We start from the raw sequence: 19,425 nt of genomic DNA on the forward strand, positions 1-19,425 counted from the left end.
ACGGGACACCACCGTCGCGGCCTGCCATCGTCACGACATGCCGACACCGCGGGACGCTGAGGCCGCCAGGCTCTAGAGTCGCGCGTCGCTCGGCTCGGGGTCGGGCATCTTGGCGGTGCGCATGACGCGCTGCAACAGTTGATCGAAGTTGCCCGCCATCTCCTGTGCGCTCTCGCCCGGCCACATGTGAAGCGGCTTCGCGGCACCCTGGGCCTGCTGGAGCGAGGTGCGCTCGGGCAGTTGAGGGCTCAGCACGAGCGGACCGAACATGTCGCGCAGTTCTTTGATGCGGAACTGGTGCTCGAGCGACTGCACGCGGGCCCGGTTGACGATGATGCCGAGCGGCTGGAGGCGGGGGGAGAGTCCTCGACGGATCTCTTCGATCGCCCGGAGTGCGCGATCGGCAGCGGCCACGGAGAACAGTCCGGGTTCGGTCACGACGGCGACCCGATCGCTCGCGGCCCACGCGGTTCGCGTGAGAGCGTTGAGCGACGGCGGGCAGTCGATGAGCACGAGGTCGTAGTCGCTCTCGACATTGGCGAGGGCTTCTTCGAGCTTCCAGATGTCGCGGATGCTCGGGTGCGGCCCGTCGAAGTTGATCGCGGAGGGGCTGCCGATGAGCACATCGATCTTGCCCTGGTGGCCTTTGGTCCACCCGCTCGGCGCGATGGCAGAGCGAACGATCTTCTCTTTGGGTGAGGCGAGGACGTCGGCGACGTTGAGGTGACCGGCGACATTGATGTCCATTCCGGTCGAGACGTCGGATTGCGGATCGAGGTCGACGACGAGGGTGCGGAGTCCCTTCGCGAACGAGGCCGATGCGAGTCCGAGCGTCACGGTCGTCTTTCCGACTCCTCCTTTGAGGGAGCTGACGCTGAGTACATGCACAACACGAAACGATACCTTCACTAGTCTGAAAGCACCTAAACGTCGGCCCCGGGTCGACGACAGCGAAGGGGCTCGATGTTTTCGAAGATTCTTGTGGCCAACCGCGGCGAAATCGCGATCCGCGCCTTCCGTGCCGCTTACGAGCTCGGCGCCGTCACGGTCGCCGTGTTTCCGCATGAGGACCGCAATTCTCTGCACCGTCTGAAGGCCGACGAGGCCTACCAGATCGGCACTCCAGGGCACCCGGTGCGGGCCTACCTCGACGTCGACGAGATCATCAGGGTCGCGGTGGAATGCGGAGCGGATGCGATCTACCCCGGTTACGGGTTCCTCTCCGAGAACCCCGAGCTCGCGGCGGCGGCAGCGGCTCACGGCATCACGTTCATCGGTCCCGGGCAGAGCGTGCTCGAGATGGCGGGTAACAAGGTCACGGCGAAGGAGCACGCGATCTCGGCCGGTGTGCCCGTGCTCGCGTCGACGCCCGCGTCACGCGACATCGAGGAGCTCCTCGCGGGAGCCGAGGCGATCGGGTTCCCGATCTTCGCCAAGGCCGTCGCGGGAGGCGGAGGCCGCGGCATGCGCCGCGTCGACACGGCTGCCGAGTTGCGCCCCGCACTCGAGGAGGCCATGCGGGAGGCCGACAGCGCCTTTGGTGACCCGACGATGTTCCTCGAGCAGGCCGTCGTGCGCCCGCGTCACATCGAGGTGCAGATCCTCGCCGACTCGACGGGGGAGACCGTCCACTTGTTCGAGCGCGACTGCTCGGTGCAGCGTCGCCACCAGAAGGTCGTCGAGATCGCCCCGGCACCCAACCTCGACGAGACCATCCGACAGGCGATGTATCGCGACGCGATCGCGTTCGCGAAGTCGATCGGTTATGTGAACGCGGGAACGGTCGAGTTCCTCCTCGACACCGCGGGCGAGCGCGCGGGCCAGCACGTGTTCATCGAGATGAACCCCCGCATCCAGGTCGAGCACACGGTGACCGAGGAGGTCACCGACGTCGACCTCGTGCAATCCCAGATGCGCATCGCCTACGGACAGTCCCTCGCCGACCTCGGCTTGCAGCAGAAAGACCTGCGCTTGCGCGGGGCGGCGCTCCAGTGCCGCATCACGACGGAGGACCCCGCCGCGGGGTTCCGCCCCGACACCGGCAAGATCACGACCTACCGCTCACCCGGCGGTGGAGGCATCCGTCTCGACGGTGGCACGATCAACCCCGGAACGCAGATCAGTCCGCACTTCGACTCGATGCTCGTCAAGATGACGTGCCGCGGACGCGACTACCCCGCGGCGATCGCGCGGGCGCGTCGCGGGCTCGCCGAGTTCCGCATCCGCGGTGTCGCGACCAACATCCCGTTCCTCCAGGCCGTCCTCGACGACCCCGAGTTCATCGCGGGCGACCTCAGCACGTCGTTCATCGACGAGCGCCCAAACCTCGTCAAGTCGAACCAGTCGAAGGATCGCGGCACCAAGATCCTCAACTGGCTCGCCGACGTGACCGTCAACCAGCCGAACGGCGACGGCGCCGGCACGCTCAATCCCGCGGTCAAGCTCCCCGAGACCGACCTCACGGTCGCGGCGCCCGCGGGATCGCGACAGCGGCTGCTCGAGCTCGGTCCGGTCGGCTTCGCCTCCGCGCTCCGGGCTCAGACCGCTCTCGCCGTGACCGACACGACCTTCCGCGACGCGCACCAGTCCCTTCTCGCGACCCGTGTGCGCACGCGGGACCTGACCGCGGTCATCCCACACGTCGCGCGCATGACTCCGGAGCTTCTGTCGATCGAGGCGTGGGGCGGGGCGACCTACGACGTCGCTCTGCGCTTCCTCGGCGAAGACCCGTGGGAGCGCCTCTCGACGATGCGCGAGGCACTGCCCAACATCGCCATCCAGATGCTCCTCCGCGGGCGCAACACGGTCGGCTACACGCCCTACCCGACGAAGGTCACGGATGCGTTCGTGAGGGAGGCCGCGACATCGGGTGTCGACATCTTCCGCATCTTCGACGCCCTCAACGACGTCGCCCAGATGAGGCCCGCCATCGAGTCCGTTCTCGAGACGGGGTCGGCGGTCGCCGAGGTCGCCGTCTGCTACACGGGTGACCTCCTCGACCCCGCGGAAGACCTCTACACCCTCGACTACTACTTGCGTCTCGCCGAGGAGATCGTCGATGCGGGCGCACACATCCTCGCCATCAAAGACATGGCGGGGCTCCTGCGAGCGGGGGCAGCCGAGAAGCTCGTCACGGCTCTGCGTGACCGGTTCGACCTGCCCGTGCACGTGCACACCCACGACACCGCGGGCGGGCAGCTCGCGACACTCCTCGCCGCGAGCCGTGCGGGAGCCGACGCCGTGGATGTCGCGAGCGCGCCGATGGCGGGAACGACGAGTCAGCCGTCAGCGTCGGCCCTCGTCGCCGCTCTCGCGCACACCGAGCGCGACACCGGTCTCTCGCTGCAGGCCATTTCCGATCTCGAGCCGTATTGGGAGGCGGTGCGCCACGCGTACGCGCCCTTCGAGTCGGGTCTCGCGGGGCCGACGGGTCGCGTCTACAACCACGAGATCCCCGGGGGCCAGCTCTCGAACCTGCGCCAGCAGGCCATCGCGCTCGGTCTCGCCGACCAGTTCGAGAAGATCGAGGATCTCTACGCCGCTGCGAACCGCATGCTCGGCCGCCCGCCGAAGGTCACGCCGTCGTCGAAGGTCGTCGGAGACCTCGCCCTCGCTCTCGCCGCGGCAGACGCGGACCCCGACGATTTCGAGTCGAATCCCGGCAGATACGACATCCCGGACTCCGTCATCGGCTTCATGGCGGGCGAGCTCGGCGACCTGCCCGGGGGGTGGCCCGAGCCGTTCCGGTCGAAGGTGCTCGAGGGTCGCTCGGTCAAGATCGGCGTGACGGAGGTGAGTGCCGAGGATGAGGCCGCGCTCGACGCGGACTCCGAATCCCGCCGCTCGATGCTCAACCGGCTGCTCTTCCCCGCTCCGGCGAAACAGTTCGAGCAGATCCGCGAGCTCTTCGGCGACCTCTCCGTCGTCGACACGACCGACTACCTCTACGGCTTGCGTCAGGGACAGGAGCACGTCGTGCAGATCAGCAGGGGCGTGAGCCTCTTCGTCGGGCTCGAGGCGATCGGCGACGCCGATGAGAAGGGCATGCGCACGGTCATGACGACCCTCAACGGGCAATTGCGGCCCGTGTTCGTTCGCGACCGCAGCATCCGCGTCGAATCGAAGGCGGCCGAGAAGGCGGACCCGTCGAAGGCGGGCCACGTCGCGGCTCCGTTCTCGGGTGTCGTCACGCTCGGTGTCGCCGAGGGCGACACCGTCACGACCGGTCAGAGCGTCGCCTCGATCGAGGCGATGAAGATGGAGGCTGCCATCACCGCGACGATCTCCGGTGTCGTGAAGCGAGTGGCCGTGCCGAGCACCCAACAGGTCGACGGGGGAGACCTCCTCGTCGAGATCGACCCCGCGTGACGTCGGGCCGTCGATGCGCCGGCCCACCGCGGGAACCCCGGTCGCCCTGAGCCGCACGGTAAACTGATCGGTCGGGGGTCGACGAAAGGTCTGGTGTTCTCGTGAGGAGTCCCGATAGCGGGGGCGCGGTCGACGGTCTCGACGGTGCCGACGGCGACGCAGACCGCGACAGCGGCCCTGACATCTCGATGCAGCAAGGCTCCGACCCGGTGCCGTCGATCGACGTCGCCCTGCCCCGACCCGTGCGGTCGGTTCCCGACGACGAAGCCGCCCTCTCGATAGACGACGTCTCGGTCGACCCGGGGTCGGTCGGAGTGCCCATCGTCTCGACACCCGCGATCCCCGTGGCGGTCACGTCGCCGAGGGCGCCGCGGAGCCCCGCGGTGTCGGGTTCGCGTGCGGAGTCGCGGGGCGACGCACCCCGTCACGCCACCTCGACGGGCCCCGAAGCGGCGTCGATGCTGACCCCCGAGCGCCTCCTCGGCGACGGCGGCACGAAGCGTGCGCCCGAAGGACGCTGGCAGGCGCTCGTCTATCGAGCGACGTTCGGGGCGATCGACCTCGGAGACGCCCCGGCGGTGCGCGCTCGCAAACTCGTGGATGCACGCATCCACAAGGACTTCGAGGGGGGCACCCGATTCGTCCCCGTGCTCACGCGCAAGGGCGGAGTCGGCAAGACGACGGTGACGGCGCTCCTCGGAATGGCTCTCGCCGACGCGCGGGAGGATCGCGTCATCGCGATCGACGCGAACCCCGACCGCGGAACCCTGTCGGAGCGCGTCGCGAAACAGACCCGCTCGACCGTGCGCGACGTCGTCACCAAGACCGCGTCGATCTCGACGTTCAACGACTTCAGCAAGCTCGTGTCGCGAGACGAGACGCGGCTCGACATCCTCGCCTCCGACACCGACCCGATGCTCTCGGAGGCCTTCGACGAAGACGACTACAACGTCGTCGCCGACCTCTGCGCCCGGTTCTACTCGATCGCCCTCACCGATTGCGGAACGGGCATCGTGCACTCGGTCATGCGGGCCACTCTGCAGCGGGCGGACTCGATCGTCGTCGTCTCCGGGGGGAGCGTCGACGAGGCGAGGCTCGCCTCGGAGACGCTCACGTGGCTCGAGGCCAATGGGTACGGCGAGCTCGTGCGCAACAGCATCGTCGCCCTCAACACCGCGACTCAAGGCACCAACCTCGTCAAGCTCGACGAGATCGAAGCGCACTTCCGGTCGCGCGTGCGAGAGATCGTGCGCGTTCCCTACGACCCGCACCTCGCGGCGGGCTCGGTCATCGACTTCCACGCCCTCAAACCCCTCACTCGAGACGCGGCGAGAGAGCTCGCCGCGCTCGTCGTCGACGGCTTGCCCGCGACGCGCGTCAACTGATCCGGAGAAGACCATGCCCGAACGACCGATCCGTATCTTCGGTGACCCCGTGCTCAAGACGGTGTCGACCCCCATCGCCCTCGGCGACCCGGCGGCACGCACCCTCATCGCCGATCTCCTCGACAGTGTCGCTGTCGCTGGTCGCGCCGGCGTGGCCGCGTGCCAGATCGGGGTCAATCTGCGCGCGTTCAGCTACAACGTCGACGGCGTCATCGGATACGTCATCAATCCGACGCTCGTCGAGGTCTCGGGAGACCCCGTGCTCGTCGACGAGGGGTGCCTGTCCGTGCCGGGGTTCTACTTCGCGAGGTCGCGCTATCCGTTCGCTCGCGTCGTCGGCGTCGACCTCGACGGCGAACCCGTCGAATTGAGCGGCACGGGCCTCCTCGCCCAGGCCCTGCAGCACGAGACCGACCACCTCGACGGCAAACTCTTCATCGAGGGCCTCGAGAAGGAGACGAAGCGCGAAGCGATGCGGCTCATCCGCGAGAGCGACTGGTTCTGACCTCGACCCCGGCGCTCCCGCGGACAGGGTGACTCAGCCGACGATCGCGGTGCCCTCGGTCGCGGGGGCTGTGGCATACATCGTGTCGATGACACCCGCGAAGTCACTCAAGATGACATTGCGCTTGATGCTCATCTTGGGCGTCAGGTGACCGCTCGCCTCGGTGAGCTCCTTGTCGAGCACGACGAACTTGCGGATGGACTCCGCCCGCGACACGTCCGCGTTCGCGGCGTCGACGGCGCGCTGGATCTCGGCGAGCACCTTGGGGTTGCGCGCGGCGTCGGCCACGGACTGCGTCGCGTCTTCGCCGTTGTTGTTGAGCCAGACGGGGAGCATCTCCTCGTCGAGGGTGATGAGCGCCGAGATGAACGGCCGCTGCTCGCCCACGGCGATCACCTGACCGATGATCGGGTTCGCGCGGATCGGGTCTTCGAGCGCTGCGGGAGCGACGTTCTTGCCCCCCGCCGTCACGATGATCTCTTTCTTGCGGCCGGTGATCTGGATGAGTCCCTCCGCATCGATCTCGCCGATGTCACCCGTCTTGAACCACTCGCCGTCGAACGACTCCGCGGTCGCGGCGTCGTTGTTCCAGTAGCCGCGGAAGACGTTGACCCCGCGAGCCTGGATCTCGCCGTCGTCGGCGATGCGCACCCCGCAGCCGGGGAGCGGCGGTCCGACTTTGCCGATCTTGAAGTTCGACGGGAGGTTGACCGAGATGGGCGCCGTCGTCTCGGTGAGGCCGTAGCCCTCGAGGATCGTGATGCCGAGGCTGCGGTAGAAGTGCCCGAGGCGCAGTCCGAGGGGCGCCGAGCCCGAGACGGCGTACTTCACGTTGCCACCCATCGCGGTGCGGATCTTTCCGTAGACGAGCTTGTCGAAGAGGGCGTATTTGACCTTGAGACCGAGGGGAACGCTTCCGGCGTCCACGGCCTTGGAGTGCGCGATCGCGACATCCGCAGCAGCGCGGAAGATCTTTCCCTTGCCGCCCGCCTCGGCTTTCTGCTCCGACGAGTTGTAGACCTTCTCGAACACGCGCGGCACCGCGAGGAGGAACGTCGGCTTGTACGACGCGAGAGAGGGGAGGAGGAGCTTGGTGTCGGGCTGGTGACCGACCTTCACCCCACCGTGCACCGAGAGCACCGCGATGAACCGCGCGAAGATGTGGGCCGTCGTGATGAAGAGCAGAGTGGATGCCCCGGGGTGCACGACCTCGGAGATCGCCGTCGAGGCGTTGCGCGACAGCTCGACGAAGTTCGCGTGCGTCAGAACGCAACCCTTGGGCTTGCCCGTGGTGCCCGACGTGTAGATGAGCGTCGCGATGTCGTCGGCGTTCGCGAGGGTGCGGCGGCGCTCGATCTCGGCGTCGGAGACGTCGACGCCCGCGGCGACGAGTTTGTCGAGGTCGCCGAGGTCGATCTGCCACCCTCGCGTCACGGCCGGGAGGTCGGCGCGCACCTCGTCGAATCGAGCGAAGTGGTCGGCGGTCTCGGTGATCATGGCGACCGCGCCCGAGTCGGTGAGGTTCCACAGCAACTGGCTCGGCGAGGAGGTCTCGTACACGGGGACGAGCAGTGCGCCCGCGAACCACGTGGCGAAGTCGATGAGGGTCCACTCGTAGCGCGTCTTGCACATGAGGCCGATCTTGTCGCCGGGCTCGATGCCCGCCGCGACGAGGCCTTTGGCGAGGGCGATGACCTCGGCGTGGAACTCGCGCGCCGTGACATCGCGCCACCCCCCGTCGGGCGTCGGGAGGGCGAAGATGGCGAGATCCGGCGTTTCGCGAACCCGGTCGACGAGCAGGTCCGTCGCGTTCGCTGTCGGATCCGCGTCGATGACTGCGGGTGTGTCGTACTGTTCCACGGCAACTCCTTTGGTACCCCGGTGACTATATTGCCCCGAGTCTACCGGCTCGATGCGCGTGCGCCCGTGCGATGCCGAGGCATCTCTAAACTCATCGGTGGACGCCGAGCGCAGCACGAGCCCGCCCGGGTGATCCCGACACACGACGACGGCCAGACACACGACGACAGAAGGACGAGAGCGTATGGATGCGATCGGCATCGACATCGGAGGCACCAAGATCGCGGGCGCCGTGGTCACGGAGCTCGGCGAGATCGTGGTCGAGGACCGCGTCGCGACCGACGCGAGCGACTCCGACGCGATCATCGACGCCGTCGTCGACATGATCACGCGGCTCAGGGTCGGGCGCGACATCCGCGCGGCGGGCGTCGCCGCCCCCGGCTTCATCGATGCGGCCCAATCGACCGTCTACTACACGCCCAACATCCCGTGGCGAGAAGAGCCTCTGCGCGCCAAGCTCGACGCGCGGCTCGACCTCGACATCACGATCGACAACGACGCGAACGCGGCGGGCTGGGCCGAGTTCCGGTTCGGGGCCGGCCGACTCGTGAGCGACATGACGATGCTCACGATCGGAACAGGTGTCGGCGGCGCGATCGTCTCGAAAGACGCCCTCTTCCGCGGCGGTTTCGGCGCGGGGGCCGAGCTCGGTCACATGCGCATCGTTCCCGGCGGCCTGCCGTGCGGGTGCGGCGCACGCGGGTGCATCGAGCAGTACGGCTCGGGCCGCGCGCTTCTGCGCATGGCCAATTCGATTGCGGATGTCGGCGGAATCGGTCAGGGCCTCGCGCGCGTCCGGGAGGCGCGGGGTTCGATATCGGGGCACGATGTGGCCGAGCTCATCCGTGAGGGCGATCCGGGAGCCGTGCACGCGCTGCGCGAACTGGGGCACTGGCTCGGCGAGGCGTGCGCGTCGCTCAGCGCGGTGCTCGACCCGCAGCTCTTCGTCTTCGGGGGAGGCGTGTCGATCGCGGGCGATCTGCTGCTCGACCCCGTGCGGGAGTCTTTCCACGCGACCCTCCCGGCGCGGGGGTACCACCCCGAGCCGGAGTTCGTGATCGCCGAGCTCGTCAACGACGCGGGTGTCGTCGGCGCCGCCGACCTCGCGCGAGCCGGAGCCGAACGACGAGCGTAGTGTCGCGGCGGTACGATGGGTCAGTCTCTGAGAGGGCGGTCGCGGATGTTCTACTGGTTCATGAAGAACCTCATCGTGGGTCCGATTCTGCGAGCCGCGTTCCGGCCGTGGGTCACGGGGCACGAGAACATCCCGAAGACCGGGGGAGTGATCCTCGCGAGCAACCACCTGTCGTTCATCGACTCGGTGTTCCTGCCCCTCCTCATCGATCGCCAGATCAGTTTTCTCGCGAAGAGCGACTACTACACCGGCAAGGGTCTCAAGGGCTGGCTCACGCGCACGTTCCTCAAGTCGGCGGGGATGCTGCCGATCGACCGCTCGGGGGGCAAGGCGTCTGAGGCCTCCCTCCAGACCGGTCTCGGTGTGCTCGCGAAGGGCGAGGTGCTCGGCATCTACCCCGAGGGCACCCGGAGCCCCGACGCGAAGCTCTATCGTGGCCGCACGGGCGTCGCGAGGATGATCCTCGAGGGCGACGTGCCCGTCATCCCCGTCGCCATGATCGACACCGAGAAGGTCATGCCGATCGGTCGGCGCCTTCCGAAGGTGCGGCGCATCGGCGTCGTGATCGGTGAGCCGCTCGACTTCTCGCGTTTCCACGGCATGGAGGGCGACCGCTTCATCCTGCGGTCGATCACCGACGAGATCATGTACGAACTCTCGCGACTGAGCGGGCAGGAATACGCCGACGTCTATGCGACTTCGGTCAAGGACAAGCGCCCGTCGCTCTCGCGCTGATCGCGCATTTGCGCCGCCCACCGAACGAATAGGGTGGGCACGGCGAATAAGGGTGGACAGGGTCCGTCCCTGTCGCCATCGAAACCCCGCGGGTACCCACCCGCCCGTCAGCATCGAGGAATCATCGTGGCCAATCCGACCGAAGACACTGTCGTGCTCCCCGACCCCGCCGTGGTCGCCGGGCTCGACTACTGGCGGACGCTCCCGATCAAGCAGCAGCCCGATTGGCCCGACCCCGACGCCGTCGGCGCCGCGTCTGCCGAGATCGCCGCGCTCCCGCCCCTCGTGTTCGCGGGTGAGGTCGACATCCTCCGGGAACGTCTCGCGACGGCCGCGGCAGGCAAGGCGTTCGTCCTGCAGGGCGGCGATTGCGCCGAGACGTTCGCGGGTGCGACCGCGGAGCAGATCCGCAATCGCGTGAAGACGATTCTGCAGATGGCCGTCGTGCTCACGTACGGTGCGTCGACCCCCGTCATCAAGATGGGGCGCATGGCCGGCCAGTTCGCCAAACCACGCTCGAGCGACAACGAGACGCGCGGCGACGTCACGCTCCCCGCCTACCGCGGCGACATCGTCAACGGCTACGACTTCACACCCGAATCGCGCCGCGCCGACCCGCGGCGCCTCGTGCAGGGTTACCACACGGCCGCGTCGACGCTCAACCTCGTGCGCGCGTTCACGCAGGGCGGGTTCGCCGACCTGCGCCAGGTGCACAGCTGGAACCAGGGATTCGCGCGCAACCCCGCCAACGCCCGATACGAGCTGCTCGCGCGCGACATCGATCGTGCGATCAAGTTCATGGAGGCGGCCGGAGCGGACTTCGACGAACTCAAGCGCGTCGAGTTCTACACGGCTCACGAGGGCCTGCTCATGGACTACGAGCGGCCGATGACCCGCATCGACTCGCGCACGGGCATGCCCGTCAACACGTCGGCGCACTTCCTGTGGATCGGGGAGCGCACGCGTGACATCGACGGCGCCCACGTCGACTACTTCTCCCGCGTGCGCAACCCGATCGGCGTCAAGCTCGGTCCGACGACATCCATCGACGACATGGAGAGGCTGATCGACAAGCTCGACCCCGATCGCGAGCCCGGCAGACTAACGTTCGTCTCGCGCATGGGGGCCGAGAAGGTGCGCGACGCCCTCCCGCCCCTCCTCGAGGCGATCACGCGGTTCGACGCGACGCCGCTCTGGGTGTCCGACCCGATGCACGGCAACGGCCTCACGACACCCACGGGATACAAGACGCGTCGCTTCGACGACGTCGTCGACGAGGTCAAGGGGTTCTTCGAGTCGCACCGCGCAGCAGGCACCCACCCCGGTGGCATCCACATCGAGCTCACGGGCGACGACGTCACCGAGTGTCTCGGCGGATCGGAGCAGATCGACGAGGCGACCCTCGCGACGCGCTACGAGTCTCTGTGCGACCCGCGCCTCAACCACATGCAGTCACTCGAACTCGCGTTCCTCGTCGCCGAGGAGCTCGGCGCCCCGCGCTGAGAGGTCGTCGACCGCCCGAGGCCCCCGACCGCCCGAGGCCCTCAGCCGATGAGCTGGAGGAAGAGCGTCACGCTCGACCCCCGCGGCAGCACGGTTCCGGCCTCGGGGTCGGTTCCGGTCGCGCGAGCGCCGCTGAACGGCGCGAAGAGCGGGTTGTAGCTCACATCGAGGCCGAGGCCCTCGAGTGCGGCGATGGCCTCGTCTCGCGGAAGGTCGTTGACCTCGGGCACCGTGACGGGAGCGGGCCCATCGGAGACCGCGAGGGTGAGGGTGTCTCCGGGGGTCACGGGCCCGTCGCCGGGTGCTGCGGCGGAGAGCACCGATCCCTCGGGTATCGCGTCGTCGAAAGCGCGCTCGCCCTCGACCCCCGAGAGTCCGACGCCCTCGAGCGTCTCGAGCGCTTGGGCGAAGCCCTGACCGCGCACGTCGGGAACCGCACCGAGTGAGACGAGGAGGGTCACCGGTTGATCCTCGCCGTATTCGTCGACGGTCGTGAGGTCGACGCCCTCGGCGCCCGTCGCCGCGATGACGGTGTCGGCGGGCACGTCTGACGAGAACTGCGTGGCCGAATCCTGGGCCGTGAAACCCGCGGACTCTATGGCCTCCCGGGCCTCGGCCTCGGTGAGACCGACGAGTTCGGGAACAGGGAGTTGTTCGGGACCGAGGTTGGTCAGGAGCGTCACGGTCGTCTGGCGGGCCAATTGGGCCCCGGCGTCCGGGTCGGTTCCGACGACCGATCCGACGGGGATCGAGGTGTCGGGATCGGTGATGCCACGCGTCTCGGCGGCCACCACGAGCTCGAGTTCTTCGAGGGTCGCGGTCGCGGTCGCGACATCCGACCCGCTCACGTCGGGAACCGAGACGAGGGCTCCGGGGCCGGCGTTGAAGTACCACCCGGTGCCCGCGGCGAGACCGGCGAGCAGGATGACGAGAGCGAAGAGCACGAAGCCCTTGCGTTTGCGACGGCTCGCCGTCTTCTGGAGTGCCGAGGCGCTGTCGGCGACGACGGGGCCCGTGCGTTCGCGTCGCTGCGGCCTGATGATCTGGGTTACGTCGTCCGACCCCGACGACGACGGCGCCGCCGTCGGCATGACCATCGTGCGGTGCGCCGCGGTCGCGGGAGCCGCCGTCGCGAGTTGGGCGCCCGTGTCGAGCAACTGGTCGAGCATCGTCTTGGCGTCGCGGGGGCGCTGATCCGGATCACGCGCGGTCGCCCACAGCACGAGCTCGTCGAGCTCGGTGGGCACCGCGGGGTTCTTCGAGCTCGGTGTTCCGACGGTGTCGTTCGCGTGCTGGTGGGCGATCTGGAAGGGTTGCTCGCCCTTGAACGGCTGCTCACCCGCGAGCATCTCGTAGAGCATGATGCCGACCGCGTAGATGTCACTGCGGGTGTCGGCGATTCCCCGCGTGACGAGTTCGGGGGAGAGGTAGGCGATCGTCCCGAGGAGGGCGTTGCCGGTCGCGGTGTTCGCCGTCGCCGCGCGAGCCAGCCCGAAGTCGCCGATCTTGATGCGGCCGTCGTCGGCGAGCAACACGTTCTCGGGCTTGAGGTCGCGGTGCACGATGCCGTTCTTGTGCGCCGCCGCGAGCCCCGAGAGCACGGCCTCCATGATGTCGAACGCTTGCATCGTCGTGAGCACGTGGTGCTCCTCGAGGAGGTCTCGCAACGTGATTCCGGGGAGGTACTCCATGACGAGGTAGGCCGTGTCGGCGTCTTGGCCCTGGTCGTAGACGTTGACGACGTTGGGGTGCGCGAGTCGCGCGGCCGAGCGTGCCTCCTGGATGAACCTCGCGCGGTACTGGCTGTCGTCGGCGAGGTGTCCGTGCATGACCTTGATCGCGACGCGACGCTCGAGGCGCAGATCGGTCGCAAGATAGACCGTCGCCATTCCGCCGCGAGCGATGCGCGATCGCACTTGATAACGACCGTCGACGAGACGACCGATCATCGGGTCCGTCGAGTTCGTGGTCACCCGTAGATTCTAGGGACGGCGTCGGCGTTCACCCGGTCGAAACACCGGGGCGGCGCGCCTTATCCGACCCGGGTCAGCCGATCTGCGCGAGCCACGAGCGCGCGGAGGTCTCCCACTTCGCGTAGGCGTCCGGGTAGGCCGAGATCTGCACCGCCTGGGCCGCCTCGGTGACCGGCAGATCCTGCCATCCCTCGATGTCGAGGAGGCCCCGCGTCTGCCCGACGTTCGGGTTGGTGGGTCCGCCGAAGAAGACGGTCGCCGCGTAGACGGGGTCGGTCACCTGGCGGGGGGAGCCCCATCCGGTGCTCGGCCGCTGCTGGAACAGCCCGAGAGAATCCCTGTCGCCGTAATCGAGGTTGAGCAGACTCGACTCCTGCATGGCCGTCGCCAAGGCGATGACGAGTCCGTAGTCGCTCACGCCGAGCGATCGGCCGACGCTCACGATGGTCTTGGCGTTGGCCGCCATCTCCGGCGTGAGGGGCGTGACTCCCGACTCGGGCGACGTGACGACGGGCACTCCCGGGATCACGAGGGTGCGACCCGAGTAGATGATGCTCGACCAGCTCAACCCGTTGGCGTCGAGGATGGCGCTCGCGGTCGTGCCGTAGAGGGCCGCGATGCTCGCGACCGTCTCGTTCGCGCTGATGACGTGCGAGGTGTCGTCCACGCGAGTGTCGGGAGCCGGCGTGATCGAGACGGCGGGCTCGAATGGCGCGATCGTCTGGGCTGCGGGCGCTGTCGCGGGGATCGCGAGGGTGCCGCCGGGGTAGATGATGCTCGACTCCGAGAGGCCGTTCGCGCTCAGGACGGTTGCGGTGGGCACTCCGTAGCGCTCGGCGATGCCCGCGACGGTGTCGCCCGAGACGACCGTGTGGCGCTCGACCGATCCGGTGGGCTGGGGAGCGGTCACGCGAGGCGCGCTCGCGCCGTTCGTGAGGGTCAGCACTTGGCCGGGGAAGATCGTCGACTTCCAGCCGAGTCCGTTGAGGGCGAGGACGGATGCCGTCGGCAGTCCGTACTTCCCCGCGATCGAGCTGACCGTGTCGCCCGCGACGACCGTGTACGACGACGGCGTCGCGATGGCGGTCGTGGATTCGACGGGAGCGGACATCGCTTCGGCGGTGGACTTCGCGTGCGCTTCGGCGAGGGCTTCGCGGATGCTCTTGCCGAGTTCGCTGCCCTTGTCGCGGTTGCGCTCGTCACTCTTGTCCTGGTCGGGGAGACCCGCGCCGAGGTTGAGGCTCATGGCCATCGTGCCGACGAGCACGATCGGAATGGTGGAGAAGAGACTCTTCGCGAGACGGCTGGGCTGCTTGAGCGCCGCGGGGAGGGAGGGCATCGTGCTGGTCATTTCGGGTCCTCGTTCATCGGCCGTGCTGAGTCGGGACGTCGCGGGCATTCGGGACCCGGTCTCGGACCGGGGGGCGCCCGAGGCATCGTCGGTCAAAGTTGACACACAACAATGCCCGTGTCAATCAAAGTGAATGGTGTGACTCGTGATACAGGAGTGACTCGATCGGGCGCCTCGGCGTGACTCTCCCGGCGCGGATCTGTCAGGCTGGTGCCGTGACCTCCTCTGTCGAAACCACCTGGCTCAGCGTTCCCGACCTCGTCGATGTGCTCGGGCTCGGCGTCAGCAAGATCCGCCGACTCATCGAAGACCGCTCCCTGCTCGCCGCGCGGGTGGACGGCGTGCTCAAAGTGCCCGCCGCGTTCATCCGTGACGGCGAACCCCTGCACGAGCTCAAAGGCACTCTCGTCGTGCTCGCCGACAACGGCTTCAGCGACGAGGAAGCGATGCGCTGGCTCCTCGACACCGACGACATGCTCGGCACGGCTCCCATCGAGGCCCTGAGGGCAGGACGCAAAGCCGAGGTGCGGCGCGTGGCACAGGCCCTCGCCTTCTAGCCCTGCTTCGCGGGAGTGCGGCCGCGTGAGAGGGGGGCTTACGCCGAACGCCGGGTGACCGTGTCGGCGAGTCTCTCCAACTGGTCGCGGGACGCCGCGCTGATGGGGGCGTCACGGAGGGCGGCGACGGCGAGATCGACGTTGTGCCTGATGAGTCGTTCGACCTTGTCGACCGCACCGCTGTGCTGGATCGAGGCCTGCAGCATGCTCACCTGCTGCTCGTCGAGGTCGGCGTCGCCGAGCAGTTCGTCGAGCAGCGAGCGCGCGTTCGCGGGCATGGCCGAGCGAGCGAGCGCGATGAGTACTGTTCTCTTGCCCTCGCGCAAGTCGTCGCCCGCGGGCTTGCCCGTCACGGCGGGGTCGCCGAACACCCCGAGCATGTCGTCGCGCAACTGGTAGGCGATTCCGAGCGGCAAGCCGAAGTCACGCAGCGTCGCGATCTGCTCGGGTGTCGCGCCCGCGAGGCACGCCCCGATCACGAGGGGAGCCTCGATGCTGTACTTCGCCGACTTGTAGACGATCACGCGGTGCGCTCGCGCGAGGAGGTCGTCTTCGGGAAGGGAGCGCCACGCGCGCTCGTCGAGGATGTCGAGGTACTGACCGGCGGTGACCTCGGTGCGCATCCGATTGAACTCCTGTCGAGCGGCGATGCCGGCCTCGCGGCTCGACAGAGCGGCCGTCGCCTCATCGAAGAGTTCGTCACTCCACCCGAGGAGGAGGTCACCGAGGAGGAGCGCCGCCGACTGGCCGAAGGTCGCGGGCTGGCCGACCCACTCGCCCTCGCGGTGCATCCGCTCGAACCGGCGGTGTGCGGCCGGAGCCCCGCGACGGGTGTCGGAGTTGTCCATGATGTCGTCGTGCACGAGAGCCGCCGCGTGGAAGATCTCGAGCGCGCTCGAGGCGAGCACGACCGCGGGGAGATCGTCGGGGGAGTCCTCGTCGCTCGACATCGGATCGTATTCGGGAGCGTGCCCCTCGGTCGCTTGCCATCCCCAGTAACAGAACAGAGCGCGGAATCGCTTGCCACCCCGGAGGAGGTCGCGGGAGAAATCGAGGAGGGGGAGCAGGTCGTCGGCGATCGACGTCAGGACAGGCTGCCTGTCGTCGAGAAACCGATCGATGTCAGCCTGGACAAGGTCAACTAACCGCGTACTCTCAGCCACACGCCTAGCCTAGCGATCGGGCTGCACTTAGACTGGGAAGCATCGTCCGCGTCTGTCTCGAGTGTGAAGGGAGCAACGATGCCTCTGTCTGAGCACGAGCAACGACTTCTCGAAGAAATGGAGAGAAATCTCTACCAGAACGACGCGGACTTCGTCGCGACCGTGGGTGCAGCCCGCGGGCGCACCAACTACACGCTCATCGTCGTCGGAATCCTCACCGCCGTTCTCGGCATCGGGCTGATCGTCACGGGCGTCATCACTCAGCTTCCCCTCGTCGGGATCCTCGGCTTCGTCATCATGTTCGGTGGCGCACTGCTTGCGATCTCGCCGGGACGCAAGACCGGGCCTCCCGTCGAGCCGAGCGCGGCTGAGCGGGAGCGCTCCTCGAACCGTATGCCGACGGCGGGTCGTTCGAGTGGCGGGTTCATGGATCGCATGAACGACCGCTGGGAGAAGCGCCAAGACGGAAGCGACGGCAGGGAGTAAGACCCACCTCGCACCACTTCGAAGGGCCGACCGTAAGGTCGGCCCTTTTTTTGTGCCCTGATCCGCTCCAGGACGCGTCAAAGCGCTCCATTTTCCTCCACCCCCGTGATGCCCGTCATCACGGGGGTTTCGTGTGTCACACACCCCCAATATGGGTCGTGCTCTTCTTTTTGTGGTGCTAAGTGGAGTAAAGTGGGGCCTGTTCAGCACGGCCGGCGAACGAAGGGGGTGGCGCGTGTGTTTCTCGGGACCTACACCCCACGCCTCGACGAAAAAGGCCGCGTCATCCTGCCCGCGAAATTCCGCGACGAGCTCGAGAGCGGAGTCGTCATCACGCGAGGGCAGGAGCACTGCCTCTACGTGTTCAGCAGGAGGGACTTCGAGGAGATCCACACGCGGATCCGTCAGGCCCCTGTCACGAGCAAGCAAGCGCGTGACTACTTGCGTGTCTTCCTCTCGGGCGCGAACGACCAGGTTCCCGACAAGCAGAACCGCGTCACCGTGCCCTCCTCGCTGCGCAGCTACGCGGGGCTCGACCGGGACCTCACCGTCATCGGCGCAGGAAACCGCGCCGAGATCTGGGACTCTGCGGCCTGGGAGACCTACTACGCCGAGCAAGAGGCGAGCTTCGCCGACACCACGGAGGAGGTGATCCCCGGACTCTTCTAGCGCCTTGTCTTTGACTCCCAGCCGATGTCGGCCCTGCCTCACTTCCCCGGAGGCAGGTCAGACCGGATGGGGATCAAGGATCAGGGGCCGGGCCGGACGCCATGTCAGACAGCGAGATCCACATCCCCGTATTCCTCGACCGCACGATCGAACTGCTCGAACCCGCCATCACGAACCCCGGCGCCGTCGTCGTCGACGCCACTCTCGGCATGGCGGGCCACGCCGAGGCGATGCTCGAGCGGTTTCCCGACCTCACGCTCGTGGGTCTCGACCGCGACCCCGACGCTCTCGAGATCGCCGGCCGACGTCTATCGCGCTTCGGAGGGCGGGTGCACCTCGTGCACACGGTCTACGACCTCCTCCCCGACGCGCTCGAGGGGGAGGGGATCGGAGCGGTCGACGGAATCCTCTTCGACCTCGGGGTGTCGTCGTTGCAGCTCGATCGCGTCGATCGCGGGTTCTCGTACTCCAAAGACGCGCCCCTCGACATGCGCATGGATTCGACCTCGGAGCTCACGGCCGAGACCGTTCTCGCCGACTACAGCGAGGCCGACCTCAAGCGCATCTTCCGTGACTACGGCGAGGAGCGGCTCGCGGGCCGCTACGCCAAGCGGATCGTCGACGAGCGAGCGCGCAGACGCTTGACGCGGTCGGCGGCCCTCGTCGAGATCATCACGGAGGTGACTCCCGTCGCGGTCCAGCGCAACGGACACCCCGCCAAGCGCGTGTTCCAGGCCCTCCGCATCGAGGTCAACCACGAACTCTCCGTGCTCGAACGCGCGATCCCGGCGGCTCTCGACAGCCTCGCGATCGACGGTCGCATCGTCGTGCTCGCCTACCAGTCCCTCGAAGACCGCATCGTCAAGAGGGCACTCGCGGCGGGATCGACGTCGTCGGCCCCCGAAGGGCTCCCCGTCGAGCTGCCCGAACACCGCCCCGAACTCCGTCTCCTCGTGCGCGGCGCCGAACTGGCGAGCGACGAGGAGAAAGACCGCAATCCCCGTGCCGCACCCGTGCGCTTGCGCGCAGCAGAGAGAATCAGGAGGGCCGCATGAGCGCGATCCCGGCACTGTATCCCGACCCGACTCCGCGCCGGAGAGGCGACGAACGCGAGCACATCGAGATCGTCTCGACGCGGGCGCAGCGCAAAGCCCGCCCCAAGCTCCTCACGGCGCTGCTCACCGTCACGGGGCTCTTCGCCATCCTCAGTGTGCAACTGCTGCTCACGATCGCGACGTCCGAGGGTGCGTACGAGATCTCCCGACTCCAAACCCAGCAGGCCGAGCTCGCTCGAGACGAGCAAGTGCTCGTCGAGGGGCTGCGCGTGCTCGACGCTCCCCAGCACCTCGCCGCAGAAGCGCAGGAGATGGGCATGGTCGTCACCTCCAGCACCGCGCAATTGCGGCTCTCCGACCTCACCGTGCTCGGAACACCGACGGCGGCGAGCGCGAGCGAGGCTCTGAGAACCGCGGACGACGGCAGCCCTCTCATCCCGAACCTGTTGCTCGAGGGGGTTCCGCTCTCCGGCGCGGCCGGTTCGGCTGCGGCGGGCGACGAAGCCGCTGCCGCAGGCTCCGACCCCGAGACCGATGCGGGCGCGCCTCCCGCTGGCGAGACCGACGACTCGGTAGCGTCGGCGCCGATGGGCATCCCGTCGCCGTCCACGCGATGACGCCGGATCGGACGTCCGCTCGCGGGTGTCCGGTTTCGACTTCTCACCGCGGGGACGCCGCAC

16 protein-coding genes are annotated in these 19,425 nt (G+C 67.9%); 11 read left to right on the top strand and 5 right to left on the bottom strand.

Features of this window, described 5'->3' with window-relative positions:
• Positions 1-72: 72 nt before the first annotated feature.
• Entirely contained in the window at positions 73-888 is an 816-nt protein-coding gene (locus ACLHG5_RS03270; protein WP_411317844.1) for a ParA family protein, read from the bottom strand.
• A gap of 75 nt (positions 889-963) precedes the next feature.
• Here ACLHG5_RS03270 and ACLHG5_RS03275 point away from each other — a divergent pair, with 75 nt between their 5' ends.
• The 3 genes from ACLHG5_RS03275 (at position 964) to ACLHG5_RS03285 (ending at position 6,258) form a co-directional block, all read left to right on the top strand.
• Entirely contained in the window at positions 964-4,368 is a 3,405-nt protein-coding gene (locus ACLHG5_RS03275; protein ID WP_411317845.1) for a pyruvate carboxylase, read from the top strand.
• Positions 4,369-4,469: 101 nt separating this feature from the next.
• The gene (locus ACLHG5_RS03280; RefSeq protein WP_411315621.1) at positions 4,470-5,753 is read left to right on the top strand and encodes a MinD/ParA family protein; all 1,284 of its coding nucleotides are present in this window, start codon (positions 4,470-4,472) and stop codon (positions 5,751-5,753) included.
• 13 nt (positions 5,754-5,766) lie between these two features.
• On the top strand, positions 5,767-6,258 hold the full coding sequence (locus ACLHG5_RS03285) for a peptide deformylase (protein WP_411317846.1): 492 nt from the start codon (positions 5,767-5,769) through the stop codon (positions 6,256-6,258).
• Positions 6,259-6,291: 33 nt separating this feature from the next.
• On the opposite strand, the gene ACLHG5_RS03290 is transcribed toward ACLHG5_RS03285, so the two are convergent.
• Entirely contained in the window at positions 6,292-8,118 is a 1,827-nt protein-coding gene (locus ACLHG5_RS03290; protein WP_411315619.1) for an AMP-dependent synthetase/ligase, read from the bottom strand.
• A gap of 184 nt (positions 8,119-8,302) precedes the next feature.
• On the opposite strand from ACLHG5_RS03290, the gene ACLHG5_RS03295 reads away from it, so the two are divergent.
• From ACLHG5_RS03295 to ACLHG5_RS03305, 3 genes are all read left to right on the top strand, one after another.
• Entirely contained in the window at positions 8,303-9,253 is a 951-nt protein-coding gene (locus ACLHG5_RS03295; protein WP_411317847.1) for an ROK family glucokinase, read from the top strand.
• Between the two features lie 45 nt (positions 9,254-9,298).
• A complete protein-coding gene (locus ACLHG5_RS03300) occupies positions 9,299-9,988 on the top strand; it encodes a lysophospholipid acyltransferase family protein (protein WP_411316320.1) in 690 nt (229 codons plus the stop codon).
• A gap of 171 nt (positions 9,989-10,159) precedes the next feature.
• Positions 10,160-11,491, top strand: coding sequence for a class II 3-deoxy-7-phosphoheptulonate synthase (locus ACLHG5_RS03305; RefSeq protein ID WP_411316319.1), 1,332 nt, complete (start codon positions 10,160-10,162; stop codon positions 11,489-11,491).
• A 41-nt stretch (positions 11,492-11,532) separates the two neighbouring features.
• On the opposite strand, the gene pknB is transcribed toward ACLHG5_RS03305, so the two are convergent.
• Both pknB and ACLHG5_RS03315 read right to left on the bottom strand, forming a co-directional pair.
• Positions 11,533-13,464, bottom strand: coding sequence for a Stk1 family PASTA domain-containing Ser/Thr kinase (gene pknB / locus ACLHG5_RS03310; RefSeq protein WP_411317848.1), 1,932 nt, complete (start codon positions 13,462-13,464; stop codon positions 11,533-11,535).
• 73 nt (positions 13,465-13,537) lie between these two features.
• On the bottom strand, positions 13,538-14,815 hold the full coding sequence (locus ACLHG5_RS03315; RefSeq protein ID WP_411317849.1) for a LysM peptidoglycan-binding domain-containing protein: 1,278 nt from the start codon (positions 14,813-14,815) through the stop codon (positions 13,538-13,540).
• A gap of 215 nt (positions 14,816-15,030) precedes the next feature.
• Between ACLHG5_RS03315 and ACLHG5_RS03320 the strand changes: the two genes are divergently transcribed.
• The gene (locus tag ACLHG5_RS03320; RefSeq protein WP_411317850.1) at positions 15,031-15,372 is read left to right on the top strand and encodes an Rv2175c family DNA-binding protein; all 342 of its coding nucleotides are present in this window, start codon (positions 15,031-15,033) and stop codon (positions 15,370-15,372) included.
• 38 nt (positions 15,373-15,410) lie between these two features.
• On the opposite strand, the gene ACLHG5_RS03325 is transcribed toward ACLHG5_RS03320, so the two are convergent.
• On the bottom strand, positions 15,411-16,535 hold the full coding sequence (locus tag ACLHG5_RS03325) for a polyprenyl synthetase family protein (protein WP_411315614.1): 1,125 nt from the start codon (positions 16,533-16,535) through the stop codon (positions 15,411-15,413).
• A gap of 78 nt (positions 16,536-16,613) precedes the next feature.
• Between ACLHG5_RS03325 and ACLHG5_RS03330 the strand changes: the two genes are divergently transcribed.
• From ACLHG5_RS03330 to ACLHG5_RS03345, 4 genes are all read left to right on the top strand, one after another.
• Positions 16,614-17,021 (top strand): DUF3040 domain-containing protein, encoded by a 408-nt coding sequence (locus tag ACLHG5_RS03330; RefSeq protein WP_411315613.1) that lies wholly within the window; start codon positions 16,614-16,616, stop codon positions 17,019-17,021.
• 237 nt (positions 17,022-17,258) lie between these two features.
• Entirely contained in the window at positions 17,259-17,690 is a 432-nt protein-coding gene (gene mraZ, locus ACLHG5_RS03335) for a division/cell wall cluster transcriptional repressor MraZ (RefSeq protein ID WP_411315612.1), read from the top strand.
• Between the two features lie 101 nt (positions 17,691-17,791).
• The gene (rsmH, locus tag ACLHG5_RS03340) at positions 17,792-18,745 is read left to right on the top strand and encodes a 16S rRNA (cytosine(1402)-N(4))-methyltransferase RsmH (protein WP_411317851.1); all 954 of its coding nucleotides are present in this window, start codon (positions 17,792-17,794) and stop codon (positions 18,743-18,745) included.
• Positions 18,742-19,362 (top strand): hypothetical protein, encoded by a 621-nt coding sequence (locus ACLHG5_RS03345; RefSeq protein ID WP_411315610.1) that lies wholly within the window; start codon positions 18,742-18,744, stop codon positions 19,360-19,362. Before rsmH ends, ACLHG5_RS03345 begins: the two co-directional genes overlap by 4 nt.
• Positions 19,363-19,425: the final 63 nt, after the last annotated feature.

The sequence above is a fragment of the Marisediminicola sp. LYQ85 genome, from assembly GCF_046600695.1.
Taxonomy (GTDB): domain Bacteria; phylum Actinomycetota; class Actinomycetes; order Actinomycetales; family Microbacteriaceae; genus Marisediminicola.

Excerpts from the sequence above, each read along its gene's own strand:
- ACLHG5_RS03345 (WP_411315610.1), top strand. The coding sequence starts at position 18,742 with ATGAGCGCGATCCCGGCACTGTATCCCGACCCGACTCCGCGCCGGAGA.
- ACLHG5_RS03315 (WP_411317849.1), bottom strand. The coding sequence starts at position 14,815 with ATGACCAGCACGATGCCCTCCCTCCCCGCGGCGCTCAAGCAGCCCAGC.
- ACLHG5_RS03295 (WP_411317847.1), top strand. The coding sequence starts at position 8,303 with ATGGATGCGATCGGCATCGACATCGGAGGCACCAAGATCGCGGGCGCC.
- ACLHG5_RS03285 (WP_411317846.1), top strand. The coding sequence starts at position 5,767 with ATGCCCGAACGACCGATCCGTATCTTCGGTGACCCCGTGCTCAAGACG.
- ACLHG5_RS03330 (WP_411315613.1), top strand. The coding sequence starts at position 16,614 with ATGCCTCTGTCTGAGCACGAGCAACGACTTCTCGAAGAAATGGAGAGA.
- rsmH (WP_411317851.1), top strand. The coding sequence starts at position 17,792 with ATGTCAGACAGCGAGATCCACATCCCCGTATTCCTCGACCGCACGATC.
- ACLHG5_RS03275 (WP_411317845.1), top strand. The coding sequence starts at position 964 with ATGTTTTCGAAGATTCTTGTGGCCAACCGCGGCGAAATCGCGATCCGC.
- ACLHG5_RS03300 (WP_411316320.1), top strand. The coding sequence starts at position 9,299 with ATGTTCTACTGGTTCATGAAGAACCTCATCGTGGGTCCGATTCTGCGA.